This window comes from Micromonospora sp. NPDC005087, from assembly GCF_042872965.1.
Classification (GTDB): Bacteria; Actinomycetota; Actinomycetes; order Mycobacteriales; family Micromonosporaceae; genus Micromonospora.
Genome location: NZ_JBIALB010000010.1, coordinates 249,011 through 268,878, shown reverse-complemented (window position 1 = coordinate 268,878; position 19,868 = coordinate 249,011). Strand labels below are relative to the sequence as shown.

The following is a 19,868-nucleotide window of genomic DNA, read 5'->3' as shown; positions in this document are numbered from 1 at the left end:
CGGCTGCCGGAGGCAGTGGCTCGTGGTGTCCTGGCTGAGGCCGGGCCTGGCTGATCACTGCGAGCAGGTCGGCGGCAGCCGCCGCGTTGAGGACGATGCCGGAAGCAGCGTCGGTCAATGTGTGGGCGGCGCGACGGTAGTCGCGGAGGATCTTGAAGCACTTCATCCTGGCCAGGGCGTGTTCCACCTGTGCTCGGACGGTGCGGTGCTGTCTGCTCAGGTCGTCCTTCCACTCGGGTAGCTCGCTGCCGTCGGCTGGCTTGCGGTACGGGATGATCACCTCTGGGTTGCCGCGGTAGGCGCCGTCGGCCATCACCGGCCGTCCGGCCAGCTTCTGGTCGATGCCGCTGGTGCGGTAGACGATGGTGTCGTTGCGGTTGCCGGGTTGTGGGTCGCCGAGGGCCACCACGAGGCGGGTGTGGGCGTCGATGGCGACCTGCAGGTTCGTTGAGTAGCGGTAGTTCTTGCTCGGGGCGGCCAGGCGGTGGTCCCGGGTCGGGATGAGGGTGCCGTCGACGATCGCGATCTGGTCGACCCGGCGCCGACGAACCGGGGCCAGTGCGAGGAGCGGGCCGAGGGTGTCGATGACCCGGTGAGCGGCGGAGTGCGACACCCCGAACAACGGGCCGATCTGGTGCATCGTCAGGTTCGTCCGCCAGTACGCGGCGACCAGCAGCACCCGGTCAGAGAGGTCGAGAGACCACTGCCGGCCCGGCCGGCCGTCAGCGATCGCGTCACCGCCACGCTCGGCGACCAGGCGGACCAGCCGGCGGAACTGGGCGGCTACCGCCAAGCCGAGACCGACGTCACCGGCACCGACGACACCGGCACTGTCGTGGCCGGCGGCACGCGACGCGCGGCCGTAGGCTGATTGTCGTGCCGACTGTCAGCGGGGGTGCGCCGGCCCATCGACCGGCCCGCACCACGGCGCCGCCCACCTGGCGGCGATGAGCGGGCCTGCCCGGGGCACCCGGGCCACCCACCAGGAGCTGCCGCCAGCGCTGCGCGACGCGGTGGACGATTTCGCCGACTACCTGTCCCGGGTCCGCAACCGGTCGACGCACACCGTCCGCGCGTACGTCACCGACCTGGTCTCGCTGCTCGACCACGCCGTTCGGATGGGCTGTGTCGAGCTGGCCGAGCTGGACCTGTCGGTGCTGCGCAGCTGGCTGGCCCGGCAACGGACGACCGGTGCCGCCCGCACGTCCCTGGCCCGGCGGGCCGCGTCGGCGCGGGCGTTCAGCGCCTGGGCACACCGTGCCGGGTTGCTCCCCGCCGACGTGGGCGCCGCGCTCGCCAGCCCTCGCGCGCACCGGGAACTTCCCACCGTCCTGCGCGCCGACCAGGCCGCCGCCCTGGTCGAGGCACCAACCCGGCTGACCCCCGCCTCCACACCGACCGGGCCGACAACGGCTGAGCCGCCGGACGAGGCGAAGCCCGGCCCGGCGGAAGGGACGGCGGTCGAGGCGGTACGGCTTCGCGACCGGGTGCTGCTGGAACTGCTCTACGCCACCGGCGTGCGGATCAGCGAGGCCTGCGGGTTGGACGTCGGGGACGTCGACCACGGCCGCCGGGTGATCCGGGTGTTCGGCAAGGGCGGTCGGGAGCGCTCGGTGCCGTACGGGGTGCCCGCGCAGCGAGCACTCGACGACTGGCTGCGGCGGGGCCGCCCGGCGCTGGTTGGCGCCCGCTCGGGCGACGCGCTGCTGCTCGGTGCCCGGGGCGGCCGACTCAACCCGACCACCGCACGCCAGATCGTCGGCGGGTACGCCGAGGCCACCGGCCTCCCCCGGACCAGCCCGCACGGGCTGCGCCACTCCGCCGCCACCCACCTCCTCGAGGGCGGCGCCGACCTGCGCGCGGTGCAGGAACTGCTGGGCCACTCGTCGCTGGCCAGCACACAGATCTACACGCACGTCTCGGTGGATCGGCTGCGCGCCGCCTACCGCCAGGCCCACCCGCGCGCCTGACCCCGACGAGCGAACCGCTCGGCGGTGATCGACCGGCGGTTACGATCATCAGGTGAGCGTCCCGCAGCCCCCCGAGCCGATCCCGGGCGCCCGCCTGCTCTTCTCCCTCGACCCGGCGGTCAGCCACCTCAACCACGGTTCGTTCGGCGCGGTGCCGATCGGCGTGCAGCGAGCCCAACAGCGGCTGCGCGACGAGATGGAGGCCAACCCGCTGCGCTTCTTCACCCAGGGGCTCGTCGACCGGATCGGGCACACCCGCCGGCACCTCGCCAGTTTCCTGGGCGCCGACCCGGAGGGCAGCGCCCTGGTCGGCAACACCACCACCGGCGTCGCCGTGGTGCTCCAGTCGCTGGGGCTGCAGCCCGGTGACGAGGTGCTCAGCACCGACCACGGGTACGGGGCGGTGAGCCTGGCCATCCAGCGGGAGTGCCGCCGGACCGGAGCGGTTGGCCGGGTGCTGCCGATCCCGCTGGCGGCCACCGACGAGCAGATCGTGCAGACCGTCCGCGCCGGCCTACGCCCGGGGCGGACCCGGCTCCTCGTCGTCGATCAGCTCACCTCGGCCACCGCCCGGCTCTTCCCGACCGCCGCCATCGTCGGGGTGGCCCGCGAACACGGCGTTCCGGTCCTGGTGGACGCCGCGCACGCGCCGGGCATGCTGCCGACCCCGGTCACCAGCATCGGCGCCGACTTCTGGGTGGGCAACCTGCACAAGTGGGGGTACGCCCCACGCGGCACCGCCCTGCTCGCGGTGAGCGCGCCGTGGCGGGACCGGATCGAGCCGCTGGTGGTCTCGTGGGAGCAGGACACCGGTTTCCCGGCCCGGATCGAATGGCAGGCCACCCTGGACTACACCTCGTGGCTGGCCGCCCCGGCGGGCCTCTTCACGCTGCGCAGCCTGGGCGTCGACCGGGTCCGGGAGCACAACGCCGCGCTCGCCGCGTACGGCCAGCGGGTGGTGGGGGACGCGCTGGGGGTGCCTCCCGCCCACCTGCCCGACCCCGGCGGGCCCGCGGTGGCTCTGCGGATCATCCCGCTGCCGGCCGGCACGGCCACCACCATCGACGCGGCGCGGGCCCTGCAGACGCGCATCGGCGAGCGGCTCGCCGCCGAGGTGGCGGTGATGAGCTGGAACGGCCGGGGGTGGCTGCGGCTCACCGGTCAGGTCTACAACGCCGCCGGCGAGTACGAACGGCTGGCCGTGCGGCTGCCGGCGCTGCTCGCCCAGCGCTGACCCCGCCGACCGGGAGCAGGCGTACCGGGCCGAGGCCGAGCAGGGCCAGCGGGTCGAGGTATTCCGCGCCCCGGCGCAGGCCCCAGTGCAGGCAGGCGACGGCGGGGCAGCCCGGATGCCCGGGCAGCAGTTCACCCAGCGGCGCACCGGCGGCGAGCGGCTGGCCGGGGCGTACCGACGGTCGCACCGGCTCGTGGGTGGTGCGCGGCCCGCCGGCGTGCCCCACGGTGACCACCGGTCGACCGGCCACCAGGCCCGCGAAGAGCACCGTGCCCCGCCCGGCGCTGCGGATCACCGCGCCGGCCGGGGCGGCCAGGTCCACTCCCCGGTGCCCGGCCAGCCACGGCTGGGGCGGCGGGTCGAATCGGCGCACCGGGCGGGGCTGCCCGTCGACCGGCCAGCGGAACCGCCCCGGGCCGGTGTCCGTCGGGTCGGGCGCCACGACCGCGACCGGCACGACCAGCGTCGGCGGGCGGCCGGGCAGTGCCGCGACCAGCAGCGCCAGGCAGCTGAGCTGGGCGGTCAGCGCGAGCGGGAACGCGGCGCAGAGCAGCACGGTGCGGCGGATCGGGACGGTGCGCGGGGCGGGTGGCGGTCGCATGACGGCAGCCTGCGACCGGGCGGGGCCGCCTGCCACCCCCGAGCAGCCGGGCTGTGGACAAATAGGGCTGCTGTGGACGACCACTCAAGGCCCTCGATGATCTGCTATGTCGCGGGCCGGCGGACGCTGCCTATGCTGGGCCGATGGCTCGGGACTGGCTTGCCTGGCATGACGACTACGACCAGCCGGGTTCGGCGCTGGCCGCCCGGCTGGTTGAGGTGCGGGAGCAGGTTCGGGCGGCACTGGACGGGGCGCCGGCTGGGCCGCTCCGGGTGATCAGCGCGTGCGCCGGTCAGGGCCGGGACCTGATCCCGGTGCTCGCCACCCACCCGCGCCGCCACGACGTGACCGCCCGCCTGGTCGAGCTGGACCCGCGCAACGCCGCCGTGGCCGAGGACGCCGCCCGGACGGCTGGTCTCAGCGGCGTACAGGTGGTGGTCGGCGACGCGGCGGTGACCGACGCGTACGCCGATCTGGTCCCGGCCGACCTCGTGCTGCTTTGCGGGGTGTTCGGCAACGTGTCGGACGCCGACGTTCGGGCCACCGTGGGGCACTCTGCCGCGCTCTGCGCGAGGGGCGGCACGGTGATCTGGACCCGGCATCGGCGCGAGCCGGATCTGGTGCCCGCCGTCTGTGACTGGTTCGCGCAGGAGGGATTCGCACCGGTCGCGGTAGGTCGCCCGGCGGACCGGGTCGGCGTCGGCGTGCACCGCCACCTCAACCGTCCCCGGCCTCTGCCGCCCGGGTTGACGATGTTCCGCTTCCTCCCCCGATGACCCTGCCACCCCGCACCGGAGGCGTCGCGCGCACCGGGCCGCGCTCGGGCCGTCGCAGAGGGCCTAGGCTGGTCCGAGTGCGAGCGCAGTGCCGCCGTCCGAGCCGGGGAGGCCCCTATGACCACTGTCGATGACCGGACGTCGGGGTCTCAGCAGGACGTCCCGACTCCGCACCTCGGGGCGGCCGACGCGCCGACGGTCGCCGAGGTGAGCGGCCCGTCCCGGCTCGCTGAGCCGGGCGAGGCGATCAGCGCCGAGGAGTTGCAGCTCGCCGCCCGCAACCACGGCATCCCGCTGGAGGCGCTGCGCTACGACGTCACCCCGGCGGGGTTGCACTACCTGCTCATCCACTACGACATCCCGGAGCTGGACCCGGCCACGCACGCGCTGACCGTCGGCGGTGCGGTGGACCGGCCGCTGACCGTCAGCCTGGCGGAGCTTCGTGAACGGCCCCGGGTCACCCACCGGGTCACCCTGGAGTGCGCCGGCAACGGCCGGGTCCTGCTGGACCCCCGGCCGGTCAGCCAGCCCTGGCTGGTCGAGGCGGTCGGCAACGCCGAATGGACCGGCACCCCGCTGGCGCCGCTGCTGCGCGAGGCGGGTCTCGACCCGGCCGCGGTCGACGTGGTCTTCACCGGCGCCGATCACGGCGTCGAGCGCGGGGTCGAGCAGGACTACCAGCGCGGGCTGCCCGTCGCCGACGCGCTGCGCGAGGAGGTGCTGCTGGCGTACGAGATGAACGGTGCTCCCCTGCTGCCGCAGCACGGTGCGCCGCTGCGGCTGATCGTGCCGGGCTGGTACGGCATGGCGCACGTGAAGTGGCTCCACTCGATCGACGTCCGGACGGAACCGTTCGAGGGCTACCAGAACGCGGTCGCCTACCGGCTGCGCCGCGACGCCGACGACCCGGGCGTTCCGGTCACCCGGATCGAGCCACGCGCGCTGGTCCGCCCGCCCGGCTTCCCCGACTTCATGTCCCGCCGCCGCGTGCTCCGGCCGGGGCCGTGCACTCTGGACGGTCGGGCCTGGTCGGGGCACGCGCCGGTGGTCTCCGTGGAGGTGACCACTGACGGCGGGACGACCTGGGTGCCGGCGGAGCTGGACGCCGCGGAGGGCGGCGACTTCGCCTGGCGACGGTGGCGGCACGAGTGGACGGCGACGCCGGGCCGGTACGTGCTCGGCGCGCGGGCGACGGACGCCTCCGGGCGGACCCAGCCGGTTGAGCAGCCGTGGAACCGGGGCGGCTTCGCCAACAACCTGGTGCAGCGGGTTGAGGTCGTGGTGCCGGCCGAATGACCGGCGGCGTGGGCTACGCCACGGGTGGGGGGCCCGTGGTGGCGCCGGACGGTACGGGAGCGGTCAGCCGCCGAAGCCGGAGTCGGCGGGGAGCGAGATGTCCGGCTTCTCCAGCTCCTCGACGTTGACGTCCTTGAAAGTCATCACTCGGACGTTCTTCACGAAGCGGGCAGGACGGTACATGTCCCACACCCAGGCGTCGTGCATCTCAACCTCGAAGTAGACCTCGCCGTCGGAGTTGCGCACGTGCAGGTCGACCTGGTTGGCCAGGTAGAACCGGCGTTCCGTCTCCACCACGTAGGAGAACTGGCGGACAATGTCGCGGTACTCCCGGTAGAGCTGCAGCTCCATCTCGGTCTCGTACTTCTCGAGATCTTCCGCGCTCATCGCACTCCGCCTTCCATGACCACATCTTCCCCCACCGGCGCCGGAGGCCGAAGCTGCTCGCCCAACGCCACGCCGACGGTACTCCCTGACGCCCAGGAGCGCTCCATCGGCTCATCCGGGCCCGGTTGGACGGGCCGACGGGCGCGCGGCGGCCGGCCGTCGCGACCGGAGACCGCGGCGACGTTGACGTACGAGAACCGGTGCTCCCGGCACGGCCCGTGCTCCCGCAGCGCCGCGGAGTGCTCCGGGGTGATGTAGCCCTTGTGCTCGGCGAAGCCGTACGCCGGGAACACCCCGTCCAACTCCACCATGATCCGATCCCGGGTGACCTTGGCGAGCACGCTGGCCGCCGCCACGCAGGCCGCCACGCGGTCGCCCTTCCACACCGCCAGCCCCGGCACCCCCAGGCCGTCCACGCCGAAGCCGTCGGTCAGCACGTACTCCGGCCGGGTGGTGAGCGAGGCGAGCGCCCGGCGCATCGCGGACAGGTTGCACACGTGCAGCCCCCTGGCGTCGACCTCCTCGGCCGGGATGACCACCACGGCGTACGCCAGCGCGCGGTCCACGACCTCCGCGTACACCCGCTCCCGGCTCGCCGGGGTGAGCAGCTTGGAGTCGGCCAGCCCGTCGATCTCGCCCCGTCGCCCCTCGGGCAGCACCGCCGCGGCGGCGACCAGCGGACCGGCGCACGCGCCCCGACCGGCCTCGTCGGCACCAGCGACCTGCCGGAAGCCGCGCCGCTGCAACGCCCGCTCCAGCGCGTACAGCCCGGCCTCCCGGCGCACGACGGTGCGCGGCGGGGTCAGCACGAGCCCTCGTCCCGGCCGACGCCGACCGTCGGTCGCAGGAGCGTGGTCAGCAGGGCGGGCAGCTCGACCGGGTAGTACCGCTCATCGCTGGCCGCCAGCTCGTCCGGCGACCACCAGCGGTGACCGGCGATGCTGCGCTGCTCGACGTCGTCGAAGCCCGCGGTGTCCACCTGCCACGACGACACCTGGACCAGGAAGAACACCTGCTGCTGGCGATACCACACACCGTCGAACGGGAACTCGGTCATCTCGGACCAGACCGGCTCGCCCAGCTCGGCGGGGTCGAGTCGCAACCCGGTCTCCTCGGCCAACTCCCGGGCCGCGCCCGCCGCCGGTGACTCCGTCGGATCCAGCCCACCGCCCGGGGTGAACCAGTAGCGGTGCCCGGGGCGGGCCGGGTCGAAGCCGTCGAAGAGCAGAACCCGGCCGGCCGCGTCGACGAGCAGCACGCGGGCGGCGCGTCGAGGGGTGTAGACGGTCACGCCCCCAGCCTGCCAGACCGGCGGCGGATCGCCCACGCCCCCGTCGGGCCTACGGCTTCGGAATGCCGTCGTACTGATCCGGCACGGTCAGCCAGGTGGCCCGGTTGACCGGCCAGAACACGGTGAACGCCCGCCCGACCACCTCGCCCTCCGGGATCGTGGCCTCGGTGATGTTCTGCCCGGACTGCTGCCAGTGCTCCAGCGAGTCGCCCGAGGCCGACCGGTGGTCGCCCATCACCCACAGCCGCCCCTTCGGCACGGTGATGTCGAATTCCTGGTCCGCCGGCTTGTCGCGGACCCCGTCCATCGAGAAGATGTACGGCTCGTCGAGCGACTTGCCGTTGATCACCAGCCGCTCCTGCGGGTCGCAGCAGACCACGTGGTCACCACCGACGCCGATCACCCGCTTGATGAAGTCCTCACCGTCGGGGTTGCCGCTCCACTCGATCGGCGCCTTGAACACGATCACCTCGCCGCGGTGCGGTGACCGGAAGTCGTAGACCAGCTTGTTGACCAGCACCCGGTCATCGATCTTGAGGGTGTTTTCCATGGACGGGGAGGGGATGAAGAAGGTCTGCAGCACGAAGGCGCGGACCAGCACCGCTACCAGGATCGCCACACCCAGCAGGATCGGCAGCTCCTTCCAGAAGGAACTACGGGGCTTGTCGGTCTGCTCGTCAATCACGCCAAGGAGCCTACGTTGCCGGGCCAGACGTCACCGTCCGGAACGCGCGGGAACCCCGCAGCGCGGCTACCAGGGGAAGAAGCAGCAGCACACCGCCCTGCGGGGTCGGACGGACCGGGGGCGCGCCCGAGGACGCCGCAGCCGGCCCGGACACGTCGTCGAACGTCGACGGCACCGACAGCGGATTCCACCGGGAGGACGGCCAGACCACCATGAAGGCACGGCCGACCACGTTGTCGATCGGCACCGGGCCCTGGCAGCGCGCGTCCTGGGACACCAGCCGGTGGTCGCCCATCACGAAGATCTGGCCGGGCGGCACGACGACCTCGTCGAAACGCCGGGAGCGGCACTCCCCCGGGTTGGGTGGCAGGTCCAGCGGGGAGTCGCGCACCACGTACGGCTCGTCGAGTGGAGTGCCGTTGACGGTGACCCGGCCCTGGCTGTCGCAGCACTTGACCCGGTCGCCGGGGAGACCGATCACCCGCTTGATGAAGTCCTTCTCGCCGGGGCGGCTCACCCCCACCAGGTCACCGACGGTCCGGGTGAGCTTGCCGGCGAAGCCCGGCGCCGGCTGCTCGTCGACCTGCGGTGCCCAGCGGTCGGTGCCCCGGAAGACCACCACCTCGCCGCGTACCGGGTCGCGGACGTCGTAGACGACCTTGTTGACCAGCACGCGGTCGCCGATCAGGAGCGTGTCCTCCATCGAACCGGACGGGATGAAGAACGCCTGGAGCAGGAAGGTGCGGATCAGCACCGCGAGGCAGAACGCGACGACCAGCAGCAGCGGGAGCTCCTGCCAGAGCGGCATCTGCCGGCGGGTGCGGCGGGCCCGCCGGCGCCACGGATCGACGGTGCCGTCCTCGTCAAGCGTCTGCACCACGCCACTCCCCGGTCCGCAGAAACACCACCGCCCGGGAGCCTCGTCGAGGCCCCACGGGCGGTTGTGGACGGCTGCCCGCCACATGGGCGGGGCCGCCGCCTCGCTGCGCCCGTACGACCAGGGTAGTGCGGTCCGGTCGGTACGGCATACGCGCAGCTCAGGCGGCGTGGCGAGCGGGAAGTCAGCTGGGCTGCTTCTCCCGCTTCTCCTTGATCTTGGCCTTCTTGCCGCGCAGCTCGCGCAGGTAGTACAGCTTGGCGCGGCGCACGGCACCGCGGGTCACGATCTCGATCCGGTCGATGCCCGGGCCGTTGATCGGATAGGTCCGCTCGACGCCGACACCGAAGCTGACCTTGCGGACCGAGAAGGTCTCGCGCAGACCGTCACCCTGGCGGCGGATCACGACGCCCTGGAAGATCTGGACACGGGACCGGGCGCCCTCAACGACGCGGGCGTGCACCTTGACGGTGTCACCGGCACGGAAGTCGGGAAGATCGGTCCGCTTCGACTGGGCGTCAAGGGCGTCCAGGATGTTCATCGCTGCGTCCTCGTGAGGCTCACGGCGCACCGTCACTCGGTGCGCGGGTGGGTGGTTCTGATCCCCGGGTGGTGGTCGGCGTGCCGACCCCGGTCGAGGATCCTCGCAGCCGCCCGCGGGCGCGGACGGATGCGGCAACCCCTCTACTTTGCCACATCCCCCGGCGGCGGCTGAAATCCGGCCCGGTCCAGCGCCGCGATGTCCCGTTTGTCGAGCTGATCGGCGGGCAGCGCGGCGAGCAGGTCCGGGCGCCGGGCGGCGGTGCGCAGCAGACCCTCCTCGCGCCGCCAGCGGGCGATCTTGCCGTGATCGCCGGAGCGGAGCACCTCCGGCACGTCGTGCCCGCGCCAGCTCGGCGGCTTGGTGTAGATCGGCGCTTCGAGCAGCCCGTGCGCGTGCGACTCCTCGTCCAGCGAGCCGGCGTTGCCCAGCACACCGGGCAGCAGCCGGGTGACCGCCTCCAGGACGACCAGCACCGCCACCTCGCCGCCGAAGAGCACGTAGTCGCCGAGCGACACCTCGGTGACCGGCATCCGGGTCGCGGCGTGCGCCAGTACCCGCTGGTCGATCCCCTCGTACCGACCGCAGGCGAAGAGCAGGTGCGGCTCGGCGGCCAGCTCGTGCGCCATGGCCTGGGTGAACGGGACACCGGCCGGCGAGGGCACCAGCAGCCGGGGCGGCGGGGCTTCGGCCGGCGCGAGCGCGTCCAGCGCGCCGCCCCACGGCTCCGGGCGCATCACCATGCCCGGACCGCCGCCGTAGGGGGTGTCGTCGACCGTGCGGTGCACGTCGTGGGTCCAGGTCCGCAGGTCGTGCACGGCCAACTGGAGTACGCCATTGGCCCGGGCCCGGCCGATCAGCGACAGGTCGAGAGGGGCGAAGTACTCCGGGAAGATCGACACGATGTCGACGCGCATGCGGGTGGTCCTAAAGGTCGAGCAGTCCGGCGGGTGGGTCGACGATCACGCGTCCACCGGCCAGGTCGACCTCCGGAACGATCGCCCGGACGAACGGGATCAACGCGACACGCCCCTCGGGGCGTCGCAGCACCAGCAGGTCGGAGGAGGGGGCGTGGTCGATCCGGGCCACCTCGCCCAGCCGCTCGCCGCCCGGCGTGACCACGGCCAGCCCGACGAGCTGGTGGTCGTGGAACTCCTCCGGGTCCTCCGGGGGCTCCACGTCGGCGCTGTCCACCACGAGCAGGGTCCCGCGCAGCGCCTCGGCGCCGTCGCGATCCAGTATCCCGGCGAACGCGACCAGCATCCGGCCCTGATGGAAGCGGGATTCCTCGATGGTCAGCTCGGCCGGGACCCGGAACAGCACCCCGGGCCCGTCCGTGGCCGGGGGCGGCGGAACCGCCCCAGGCTCGGTGCGCAGCACGCCGCTGCTGCGCGGGGACACAGTCTGGGGCGTCGCCCCAGGCTCGGTGCGCAGCACCGTGCCTGGGGCGAACCGTGCTTCGGGCTCGTCGGTCCGCACCTCCACGGTGACCTCACCGCGGACACCGTGCGGCTTGCCGATCCTGCCGACGACGAGCTGCATCAGTACGAGTCGACGATGTCGACGCGTACCCCGCGCCCGCCGATGGAGCCGATCACCTGGCGCAGCGCCTTGGCGGTCCGGCCGGACCGCCCGATCACAGTGCCGAGGTCCTCGGGGTGCACGCGGACTTCCAGCCGCTTGCCCCGACGGGAATCGACCATCCGCACCCGGACATCGTCCGGGTGGTCGACGATGCCCTTGACCAGGTGCTCCAACGCCGGACGCAGAGGCATATCAGGCCTGCTCACCGGCGTCGGCAGCGGCAGCCGGGGCCTCGGCCGGAGCCTCGGTCTTCGGCGCCTCAGCCGGAGCCTCGGCCTTCGGAGCCTCAGCCGGAGCCTCGGCCTTCGGAGCCTCAGCGGCCTTGGCGGCCTTCTTGGCCGGCTTGGCCGGGGTCTCCGGGGCGAGCCCGGCGGCGGCCTTCGCCTCAGCCTCGTACGCCGCCTTGCGGTCGGCCCGCTCGGGGGCGACCTTCAGCGGCGGCGGGGCCGGCAGGCCCTTGTACTTCTGCCAGTCACCGGTCAGCTCCAGCAGCCGCTGCACCGCCTCGCTCGGCTGAGCGCCGACGGACAGCCAGTACTGGACCCGCTCCGACTTGACCTCGATGATCGAAGGGTCTTCCTTCGGCTGGTACACCCCGACGAACTCGATCGCCCGGCCGTCACGCTTGGTGCGCGAGTCGGCGATGACAATGCGGTACTGCGGGTTGCGGATCTTACCCATCCGCAGGAGCCGGATCTTTACGGCCACAGTTGTTTCGCTCCTGTTGCGATCTCACCAGCCCGGTACGGGCGGTGTGTATGGGTGAGCGCCGACGGCACAGTGGGGTTGGGCCGGAGACTACTCGGTGGACTGGCGACGCGCCTGGGTTAGAGGGCGCCGGACGCGCGCCGGATACCAGCGACCCATTCTGCCAGATCCGCCGCCGATCTCTCGCACCGGACCCGGACACCGCGCCCGGCTCGCCCGGACCGGTGACCCGGAACACCCCTCAGCGCACCGGCGGACGGTCCCAGCCCGGCGGAAGTTCGTCCGGTACGTCCCAGTCGGCGGGAGGCGCGAAGTCGCACCAGGTGCCGTCGAACGGGAACTCTCCGGCCTCGGCGAGCGCGATCACCCGCTCCCCCTCGGCCCGAACCGCCTTCTCGTCGGCCACCCAGTAGTCGTCCGGGAAGGCGAGGCGCTCGACGAACTCCTCCTCGTCCTTCCACTGCCAGCTGCGGTCCGGGTGCACCACCACGTCGAGGTCCTGGTCCACCACGTCGACGCCGGCCACCGGGCCGTCGTCCCAGCGCACGCCGGGCTCCTCCAGGTTGACGTACCAGTGGGCGAACCGGCCCTGCGCGTCCCGGAACCACCAGACGGAGTGCGCCGCACCGGTGGGCAGGAACTTCAGCAGCGGCGGCCCGTTCCAGCGCCCGTGCTCCAGCCGGTACGCCGACGAGATCCACTGGGCGAACGGCATCGCCCGCATCCCCAGCCCCGCCTCGCTCACCTCGTGGGCGACCGGCGAGTCCCGGGCGATCCAGACCAGCAGGCCCCGCTCGTCGTCGCTGACCACCCGGCCCGGCCGGACCCATCCGATCCGGCCGCGTCGCACGCTGCGGTGCATGATCAGCCGACCCGACTCGAAGCGCACCGCACCACCTCCGGGGCTGTTAACAGGGGGCCCTTCCTCTACCGCAGGCGTTAAGAAGGTGCCCTTCCTTCCGCCTCAGTAGGCGCGGGCGAGGATGGCGATCAGGTCGGGTTCGTCCTCGGAGTCCGGCACCGAGCCGTCGGCGCGAAGCAGGCAGCGCACCGTGACGCCCTGGCCGTTCGCCTCGGCCTCGCCGGCCACGCCGACCGCCGACCACGGCACCCGGGCCCAGCCGTTCGCGGCGGCCTCGATCGCCTCGGCGAGGGTGGCCACCTCCACCGTGAGCGACTCGCGGTTGGCCAGCGCCTGGTCGTGCAGCACCTGCTGGTCGGTCTCCAGCGCGGCCAGCACCACGCCGACCACGTCGGCCACCGGCGTCGGGGACTTCGACCCGTCGGTACGGCGCACCACCACGGCGTTGCCGGCGGCCAGGTCGCGGGGGCCGACCTCGACGCGTACCGGATAGCCGCGCAGCTCGGCGTCGACGGCCCGGCGGCCGAACGCGGTGTCCGTGCGGTCGTCGAGCGCGACCCGGACACCGGCGTCACGCAGGCCGTCGCGCAGCTTGGCCGCCGCCTCGGCGACGCCCTCGCCGTCCTTGACGATCATGACGTACGCCTGGATCGGGGCCAGCCTCGGCGGCACCCGCAGGCCGTTGTCGTCGCCGTGCGCCATGATCAGCCCGCCGAGCATCCGGGTCGAGGTGCCCCAGGAGGTCGTCCAGGCGTGCTCCCGGCCACCCTCGGCCGACGAGTAGCTGATGTCGAACGCCTTGGCGAAGTTCTGGCCCAGCTCGTGGCTGGTGCCCAGCTGAAGCGCCTTGCCGTCGCCCATCATGCCTTCACAGGTGTACGTGGCGGTCGCACCGGCGAACCGCTCGCGGGCCGTCTTCAGACCCACCACCACGGGGATGCCGATCACGTTGACCATCAGGTCCTCGTACGCCTCGTGCAGGATCCGCCGGGCGTAGGCCCGGGCGTCCTCGCGGGTGGCGTGCGCGGTGTGCCCCTCCTGCCAGAGGAACTCGCTGGTACGCAGGAAGATCCGCGGGCGCAGCTCCCACCGGACCACGTTGGCCCACTGGTTGAGCAGCAGCGGCAGGTCCCGGTACGAGTCGATCCACTTGGCCATGAACTCGCCGATGACCGTCTCGCTGGTGGGGCGCACCACCACCGGTTCGGCGAGCTGCTTGCCGCCACCGTGAGTGACCACCGCCAGCTCCGGCGAGAAGCCCTCGACGTGCTGGGCCTCGCGCTTGAGGTAGCTCTCCGGAATGAACAGCGGGAAGTACGCGTTCTCCGCGCCCGCCGCCTTGATCCGGGCGTCCATCTCGGCCTGCATCCGTTCCCAGATGGCATAGCCGGCCGGGCGGATGACCATGGTGCCGCGGACCGGGCCGTTGTCGGCCAGCTTCGCCTTGGCGATCAGGTCCTGGTACCAGCGGGGGAAGTCCTCCGCACGGGGAGTGAGCACGCGTGCCATGACCGCACATCCTATGCGCCACACGGGGGGACACCGCGTCCGGGAGTGGCCGTGCCGTGTCGCGCCCGCCCGTCGTGCGGTGTCACGCCCGGCTTGTCGTCGTCGTGGCAGCTCTGGGCGTGGCGACGGTGCCCCCGTAGAATTCGACCACCATGACTGCATCGACCGGCTCGCCGCGCCAGCAACTGCGGGACACGATCGTGGACGCCGCCCGTACGCGGACCATCGCCGGCGGCTGGGACGCGGTCCGGATGGGTGGGGTGGCCACCACGGCCGGGGTGAGCCGGCAGACCGTCTACAACGAGTTCGGCAGCAAGGCGGGGCTGGCCGAGGCGCTGGCCCGGCGCGAGGTGGACCGGTTCGTCGGCGACGTCCGTGCCGCACTTGTCGCGAACGGCGACGACGTGCGGGCCGGGGCATACGCGGCCATCGCGCGCACCCTCGCCACGGCAGCGGACAACCCGCTGGTCAAGGCCATCCTGACCAGTGCCCGGGGTGGCTCGGACGAGCTGCTGCCATATCTGACCACCCGGGCCGAGGTGGTGCTCACCGAGGCTTCCGGCGCGCTGATCGAGTGGGCCGGAGACCACCTGCCGGGAGCCGACCCGGCCGCGCTGGCCTTCGCCGCCGACAGCATCGTCCGCCTGGTGGTGAGCCACATCGTGCTTCCCCGCTCCCCGATCGACCAGACCGCCTCAGCCCTGACCGACCTGGCGATACGCCTCTTCGCGGCGACGGCCCGCCCAACCCACTAACCCCACGGGCCGCGCGCGGGGCGTCAGCGGATGACGCGGCCCCGGAGGATGGTGCGGGACGGGGCACGGACGACGCGCAGGTCGTGGCGTGGGTCCTCGGGGTAGACCGTCAGGTCGGCGAGGCCGCCCTCGACCAGGCCGGGAAAACCGAGCCACTCCCGGGCGCCCCAGGAGGCTGCGGCCAGCACGTCGATCGGCGCCATCCCGGCCCGCTCGTGCAGCAGCAGCATCTCCTCGGCGGCCAGCCCGTGGTCGATGCCGCCGCCCGCGTCGGTGCCCACGTAGATCGGCACGCCCGCCTCGTGTGCGGCCCGCACCACCTCCGGGAATCCGTCCCGCAGTGCCAGCATGTGCTCGGCATACCCGGGGAACTTGGCCCGCGCCTGCTCTGCGATGCCGTCGAAGGTGGCAATGTTGATCATCGTGGGGACCAGCGCGGTGCCCTGGCGGGCCATCTCGTCGATCAGGTCGAGGCTCAGCCCGGTGCCGTGCTCGACCGAGTCCACCCCGGCCCGCACCATGATCTCCACCGCCGACTCGGAGAAGGTGTGCACCGCTGCGCGTACCCCGGCGTCGTGCGCGGCCCGCACGGCGGCGGTGAGGGTGTCCGCGTCCCAGGCCGGCGCCAGGTCACCCACGCCGCGGTCGATCCAGTCGCCGACCAGCTTGACCCAGCCGTTGCCGGCCCGCGCCTGAGCCGCCACCGTGGCGGCCACCTCGGCCGCGCCGACCTCCACGCCGATGTCGCGCAGGTAGCGCTTCGGCGGCGCGACATGCCGGCCCGCCCGGGCCAGTCGCGGCAGGTCCGGTTCGTCGTCGAGTTCGGGGTACGGGTACGGCGAGCCGGCGTCGCGGATCGCCAGCACGCCAGCGTCCCGGTCGACGTGGGCCAGCTCGCGGGCCTGATCGAGGGAGGTGATCGGGGCACCGCCACGGGCGATGCCGATGTGGCAGTGCGCGTCGACCAGCCCAGGCAGGACGAAACCGCCGTCGACCACCGTCTCCACGTCGGGCACCGGGGTGAAGGTCACCCGGTCGCCGACCAGCCAGAGATCCCGGACCTCGTCGTCGGGGAGCAGCACACCGCGCACATGAAGAGCCATGCGCACAGTCCTACCCGATCAGCCCGGCGTCTGCGGAATCAGCGGGGGCCCTTGTCGCCACCCTTGCCGAGCTTGTTGAAGTCGATCTTCGGGAGCTTGAAGCCGGGCGGCAGCCCCTGGCCCCCGGCGAGGTCGTTCGGGTCCATCCCCGGCGGGAGCTGCGGCATACCGCCCGGGAAGCCGCCCGGCATCCCGGCACCGGCGCCGGTACGCGGCCGACCGCCACCCTTGGTGCCCTTCCGCTTGTTCTTCGGCGACTTGGTCGCCTTGCGCCGGCCACCGCCGGGCAGGCCCATCATGCCGCCCATCTGCTTCATCATCTTCTGCGCGTCGGCGAAGCGGTTGAGCAGCTGGTTGACGTCCATCACGGTGACTCCGGAGCCGTTGGCGATGCGCGCCCGGCGGGAGCCGTTGATGATCTTCGGGTTGGTCCGCTCGCCCGGGGTCATCGACCGGATGATCGCGGTGACCCGGTCGAAGTGGGTGTCGTCCAGATCGGCCAGCTGGTCCTTCATCTGCCCCATGCCGGGCATCATGGCCAGCACGTTGGCGATCGGACCCATCCGCCGCACGGCGATGAGCTGGTCGAGGAAGTCCTCCAGGGTGAACTGCTCGCCGCCCATCAGCTTGGCGGTCATCTTCTCCTTCTGATCGGAGTCGAAGGCCTGCTCGGCCTGCTCGATCAGAGTGAGGACGTCGCCCATGCCGAGGATCCGGCTGGCCATCCGGTCGGGGTGGAAGACGTCGAAGTCCTCCAGCTTCTCGCCGGTGGAGGCGAACAGGATCGGCTGCCCGGTCACCTCGCGCACCGACAGCGCGGCGCCACCACGGGCGTCGCCGTCGAGCTTGGAGAGCACCACACCGGTGATGCCGACACCGTCGCGGAACGCCTCGGCAGTGCGGACGGCGTCCTGACCGACCATCGCGTCGATGACGAAGATGACCTCGTCCGGCTGGACCGCGTCGCGGATGTCGGCGGCCTGCTGCATCATCTCGGCGTCGATGCCGAGCCGGCCGGCGGTGTCGACGATGACGATGTCCCGGGCCGCCCGCTTCGCGTGCTCGATCGACGCGCGGGCCACCTGGACCGGGTCGCCGACGCCGTTGCCGGGCTCCGGGGCGTACACCTCGACGCCGGCCCGGCCACCGAGCACCTGGAGCTGCCCGACGGCGTTGGGACGCTGGAGGTCCGCGGCGACCAGCAGCGGCTGGTGCCCCTGGCCCTTGAGCCAGCGGGCCAGCTTGCCGGCGAGGGTGGTCTTACCGGAGCCCTGGAGGCCGGCCAGCATGATCACGGTCGGGGACTGCTTGGCGAACTGGAGCCGCCGGCCCTCGCCGCCGAGCACGTTGATCAGCTCATCGTTGACGATCTTGATGATCTGCTGGGCCGGGTTCAGCGCCTGGGAGACCTCGGAGCTGCGGGCCCGCTCCTTGACGGCCGCGATGAAGCCCTTGACGACCGGCAGCGCGACGTCCGCCTCCAGCAGCGCGAGGCGGATCTCGCGCGCGGTGGCGTCGATGTCGGCGTCGGTGAGCCGCCCCTTGCCGCGGAGCTTGGTGAAGATCCCGGACAGGCGGTCACTCAAGGTGTCAAACACGCGAACATCCCGTTTGTCAGTGTTCCGGCGGGCACAACGTGGCCGGCAGTGCGGAGTCCGACCACCGCAAGGGTAGCGGGCCGGCTGCACGGCCGCTGTCGCCCGGCCCGGGCCGCGTCCCGGCCGCCCCGCCGCGCCCGGCCGCCGCCGTTTATCCGGACACCAACCCCGACTGGTACGCGAAGACGACGAGCTGCGCCCGGTCCCGAGCGCCCAGCTTGCCCATCGCCCTGCTGACGTGGGTACGCGCGGTCGCCGGGCTGACCACCAGCCGGGCGGCGATCTCCTCGTTGTTCAGCCCCTCACCGACCAGGCCGACCACCTGGCGCTCCCGGTCGGTGAGCGCGTCGAGCCGCGGGTGCGGGCGGGGCGCCCGGGACGGGCGGGTGGCGAACTCCCGCACCACCCGCCGGGTCACCGACGGCGACAGCAGCGCCTCCCCCTCGGCGACCAGCCGGACAGCCCGCAGCAGCTCGGCCGGCCGGGTGTCCTTGGTGAGGAACCCGCTCGCCCCGTACCGCAGCGCGTCGAAGACGTACTCGTCCAGCTCGAAGGTGGTGAGCACCACGACCCGTGTGCCGACCAGGTCGGGGTCGGCGACGATCCGACGGGTGGCCTCGATCCCGTCGATGCCCGGCATCCGGATGTCCATCAGCACCACGTCCGGCCGTTCCCGGCGGGCCAGCTCCACCGCCCGCAGTCCGTCGGCCGCCTCACCGGCGAGCGCCAGGTCGTCCTCGCTCTCCACCAGCGCGCGCAGCCCGAGCCGGACCAGGTCCTGGTCGTCGGCGATCAGCACCCGGATCACGCGGACGGCTCCACCGGCAGCCGGGCGTACACCCGGAAACCGCCGTCGGGGCGCGGCCCGACGAGCAGCCGCCCACCGAGCGCGTCGACCCGCTCCCGCATCCCGGCCAGACCGTGCCCGCCGTCGCCGGCGGGATCCAACACGTCGCCGGCCGCGCCCGCGCCCCGGTCGGTGACCTCGACGGTCAACTCGTCGACGCGGTAGCCGACCGTCACGTCCGCGTTGGCCACCCCGGCGTGGCGCAGGACGTTGGTCAACGCCTCCTGCACCACCCGGTACGCGGCCAGGTCCACCGGGTTCGGCAGCTCCCGGGGATCACCGACCACCCGCAGCTCGACGGCGAGACCAGCCCCGGCGAGCCGGTCGCGCAGCGCCGGGAGTCGGGCCAGGCCGGGCACCGGCCCACGCTCCGCGCCCCGCCGCACGGCCCCCAGAGTGACCCGCAGCTCGTCGAGTGCCTCCCGGCTGGTCCGGCTGATCGCGGTCAGCGCGGTCTCCGCCTGCTCCGGCCGTTTCGGCAGCAGGTGCAGGGCGATCTCCGCCTGCATGCTGATCGCGGCCAGCCCGTGCCCCACCACGTCATGCACCTCCTGAGCGATGCGCAGCCGCTCCTCGTCGGCCTGTCGCCGGGCCTGCTCGGCGCGGCTGCGAGCCTGCTCGGCACGACTGCGGGCCGTCGCCTCGCGGTTGACCCGCACCACCGTCCCCGCCGCGAACGGTACGACCGCCCACGCCGACGCGGGCAGCACCGCGGCCCAGCCCGGAGCCGGACCCCGGGACCAGAAGACGTGTGTCAGCAGCAGCACGAACGCGCCGCCGGTGGCAAGCGCCGCAAGCCGCACCGGCAGTCGCGCCGCCACGGTGTACACCGCGATCAGGAAAGTGAGCAGAATCGGACCGTACGGGTAGCCGAGCACGAGGTACGCCGTGGTTGCCACGGTGACCACGGCCAGGGTGGCGACCGGGGCGCGGCGTCGGGCCAGCAGGGCCAGCGCGGCGACCGCGATCAGCACCCGGCAGGCGGCGTCCACCGGCCTCGACCCCGGCTGGTTGTTCCCGGCCAGGCCGGTCGCGAGCAGCGCGAATCCGAGCAGCACCAGGGCGAGCGCCGCGTCAACGGCCGTCTCCTGCCACCCTCGCTGCCCGCTCCCTCGCATGGCCGTCATTCTGCCCGCGCCGAAGCCGCCCGGCGTGCGTCCACGAGCGGCACCGCAGCTACGCCCCCGGACGTACCCGCCGCCCCAGGGCCCCCGCCCCTGTCCGCCTCGCCGCACGCCGCCCTG

At 73.0% G+C, this 19,868-nt stretch carries 22 protein-coding genes and 1 pseudogene; 5 read left to right on the top strand and 18 right to left on the bottom strand.

Annotated features, from left to right (window positions below):
- Positions 1–94: 94 nt before the first annotated feature.
- A pseudogene (locus tag ACFYPS_RS23740) lies at positions 95–793 on the bottom strand (transposase family protein); the annotation flags it as partial.
- A 154-nt stretch (positions 794–947) separates the two neighbouring features.
- Between ACFYPS_RS23740 and ACFYPS_RS23735 the strand changes: the two are divergent.
- Both ACFYPS_RS23735 and ACFYPS_RS23730 read left to right on the top strand, forming a co-directional pair.
- A complete protein-coding gene (locus ACFYPS_RS23735; RefSeq protein WP_354966911.1) occupies positions 948–1,970 on the top strand; it encodes a tyrosine recombinase XerC in 1,023 nt (340 codons plus the stop codon).
- A gap of 52 nt (positions 1,971–2,022) precedes the next feature.
- Positions 2,023–3,204 carry an aminotransferase class V-fold PLP-dependent enzyme gene (locus ACFYPS_RS23730; RefSeq protein ID WP_354966912.1) on the top strand — a complete coding sequence of 394 codons (1,182 nt, stop codon included), beginning with the start codon at positions 2,023–2,025 and terminating at the stop codon, positions 3,202–3,204.
- Here ACFYPS_RS23730 and ACFYPS_RS23725 read toward each other — a convergent pair.
- Positions 3,125–3,805, bottom strand: coding sequence for a M23 family metallopeptidase (locus tag ACFYPS_RS23725; protein WP_354966913.1), 681 nt, complete (start codon positions 3,803–3,805; stop codon positions 3,125–3,127). The genes ACFYPS_RS23730 and ACFYPS_RS23725 overlap by 80 nt on opposite strands.
- Positions 3,806–3,948: 143 nt before the next feature.
- On the opposite strand from ACFYPS_RS23725, the gene ACFYPS_RS23720 reads away from it, so the two are divergent.
- Both ACFYPS_RS23720 and ACFYPS_RS23715 read left to right on the top strand, forming a co-directional pair.
- Entirely contained in the window at positions 3,949–4,581 is a 633-nt protein-coding gene (locus ACFYPS_RS23720) for a class I SAM-dependent methyltransferase (protein ID WP_354966914.1), read from the top strand.
- Positions 4,582–4,698: 117 nt separating this feature from the next.
- Positions 4,699–5,877 (top strand): sulfite oxidase, encoded by a 1,179-nt coding sequence (locus tag ACFYPS_RS23715; RefSeq protein ID WP_354966915.1) that lies wholly within the window; start codon positions 4,699–4,701, stop codon positions 5,875–5,877.
- Between the two features lie 63 nt (positions 5,878–5,940).
- Here the strand turns inward: ACFYPS_RS23715 and ACFYPS_RS23710 are convergent, their stop codons facing one another.
- The 12 genes from ACFYPS_RS23710 to proS form a co-directional block, all read right to left on the bottom strand.
- Positions 5,941–6,264 (bottom strand): DUF2469 domain-containing protein, encoded by a 324-nt coding sequence (locus tag ACFYPS_RS23710; RefSeq protein WP_007075222.1) that lies wholly within the window; start codon positions 6,262–6,264, stop codon positions 5,941–5,943.
- Positions 6,261–7,073 (bottom strand): ribonuclease HII, encoded by an 813-nt coding sequence (locus ACFYPS_RS23705; RefSeq protein WP_354966916.1) that lies wholly within the window; start codon positions 7,071–7,073, stop codon positions 6,261–6,263. The genes ACFYPS_RS23710 and ACFYPS_RS23705 overlap by 4 nt, the downstream gene beginning before the upstream one ends.
- A complete protein-coding gene (locus tag ACFYPS_RS23700) occupies positions 7,067–7,555 on the bottom strand; it encodes an NUDIX domain-containing protein (RefSeq protein ID WP_354966917.1) in 489 nt (162 codons plus the stop codon). Before ACFYPS_RS23700 ends, ACFYPS_RS23705 begins: the two co-directional genes overlap by 7 nt.
- Before the next feature lie 49 nt (positions 7,556–7,604).
- Complete coding sequence (gene lepB / locus ACFYPS_RS23695; RefSeq protein WP_354966918.1) at positions 7,605–8,240, bottom strand: signal peptidase I; 636 nt, start codon at positions 8,238–8,240, stop codon at positions 7,605–7,607.
- 10 nt (positions 8,241–8,250) lie between these two features.
- Positions 8,251–9,120, bottom strand: a complete 870-nt coding sequence (lepB, locus tag ACFYPS_RS23690; RefSeq protein ID WP_387327026.1) for a signal peptidase I — start codon at positions 9,118–9,120, stop codon at positions 8,251–8,253.
- Positions 9,121–9,301: 181 nt separating this feature from the next.
- Positions 9,302–9,658, bottom strand: a complete 357-nt coding sequence (gene rplS / locus ACFYPS_RS23685; RefSeq protein ID WP_354966920.1) for a 50S ribosomal protein L19 — start codon at positions 9,656–9,658, stop codon at positions 9,302–9,304.
- A gap of 143 nt (positions 9,659–9,801) precedes the next feature.
- On the bottom strand, positions 9,802–10,575 hold the full coding sequence (trmD, locus tag ACFYPS_RS23680; protein ID WP_074319223.1) for a tRNA (guanosine(37)-N1)-methyltransferase TrmD: 774 nt from the start codon (positions 10,573–10,575) through the stop codon (positions 9,802–9,804).
- Between the two features lie 10 nt (positions 10,576–10,585).
- On the bottom strand, positions 10,586–11,200 hold the full coding sequence (rimM, locus tag ACFYPS_RS23675) for a ribosome maturation factor RimM (RefSeq protein WP_354966921.1): 615 nt from the start codon (positions 11,198–11,200) through the stop codon (positions 10,586–10,588).
- Positions 11,200–11,460, bottom strand: coding sequence for an RNA-binding protein (locus ACFYPS_RS23670; protein WP_172862164.1), 261 nt, complete (start codon positions 11,458–11,460; stop codon positions 11,200–11,202). Before ACFYPS_RS23670 ends, rimM begins: the two co-directional genes overlap by 1 nt.
- Entirely contained in the window at positions 11,435–11,950 is a 516-nt protein-coding gene (gene rpsP / locus ACFYPS_RS23665; protein WP_354966922.1) for a 30S ribosomal protein S16, read from the bottom strand. The genes ACFYPS_RS23670 and rpsP overlap by 26 nt, the downstream gene beginning before the upstream one ends.
- 241 nt (positions 11,951–12,191) lie before the next feature.
- On the bottom strand, positions 12,192–12,839 hold the full coding sequence (locus ACFYPS_RS23660) for a DUF402 domain-containing protein (RefSeq protein WP_387327023.1): 648 nt from the start codon (positions 12,837–12,839) through the stop codon (positions 12,192–12,194).
- A gap of 75 nt (positions 12,840–12,914) precedes the next feature.
- A complete protein-coding gene (gene proS, locus ACFYPS_RS23655) occupies positions 12,915–14,321 on the bottom strand; it encodes a proline--tRNA ligase (RefSeq protein ID WP_354966924.1) in 1,407 nt (468 codons plus the stop codon).
- A gap of 152 nt (positions 14,322–14,473) precedes the next feature.
- Here proS and ACFYPS_RS23650 point away from each other — a divergent pair, with 152 nt between their 5' ends.
- Complete coding sequence (locus ACFYPS_RS23650; protein WP_354966925.1) at positions 14,474–15,076, top strand: TetR family transcriptional regulator; 603 nt, start codon at positions 14,474–14,476, stop codon at positions 15,074–15,076.
- Positions 15,077–15,099: 23 nt separating this feature from the next.
- On the opposite strand, the gene ACFYPS_RS23645 is transcribed toward ACFYPS_RS23650, so the two are convergent.
- The 4 genes from ACFYPS_RS23645 to ACFYPS_RS23630 form a co-directional block, all read right to left on the bottom strand.
- Entirely contained in the window at positions 15,100–16,179 is a 1,080-nt protein-coding gene (locus ACFYPS_RS23645; protein ID WP_387327020.1) for an amidohydrolase family protein, read from the bottom strand.
- Positions 16,180–16,217: 38 nt separating this feature from the next.
- Positions 16,218–17,777 carry a signal recognition particle protein gene (gene ffh, locus ACFYPS_RS23640; protein WP_354966927.1) on the bottom strand — a complete coding sequence of 520 codons (1,560 nt, stop codon included), beginning with the start codon at positions 17,775–17,777 and terminating at the stop codon, positions 16,218–16,220.
- Positions 17,778–17,928: 151 nt separating this feature from the next.
- On the bottom strand, positions 17,929–18,585 hold the full coding sequence (locus ACFYPS_RS23635; protein WP_354966928.1) for a response regulator transcription factor: 657 nt from the start codon (positions 18,583–18,585) through the stop codon (positions 17,929–17,931).
- The gene (locus tag ACFYPS_RS23630) at positions 18,582–19,742 is read right to left on the bottom strand and encodes a sensor histidine kinase (protein ID WP_354966929.1); all 1,161 of its coding nucleotides are present in this window, start codon (positions 19,740–19,742) and stop codon (positions 18,582–18,584) included. The genes ACFYPS_RS23635 and ACFYPS_RS23630 overlap by 4 nt, the downstream gene beginning before the upstream one ends.
- Positions 19,743–19,868 lie beyond the last annotated feature (126 nt).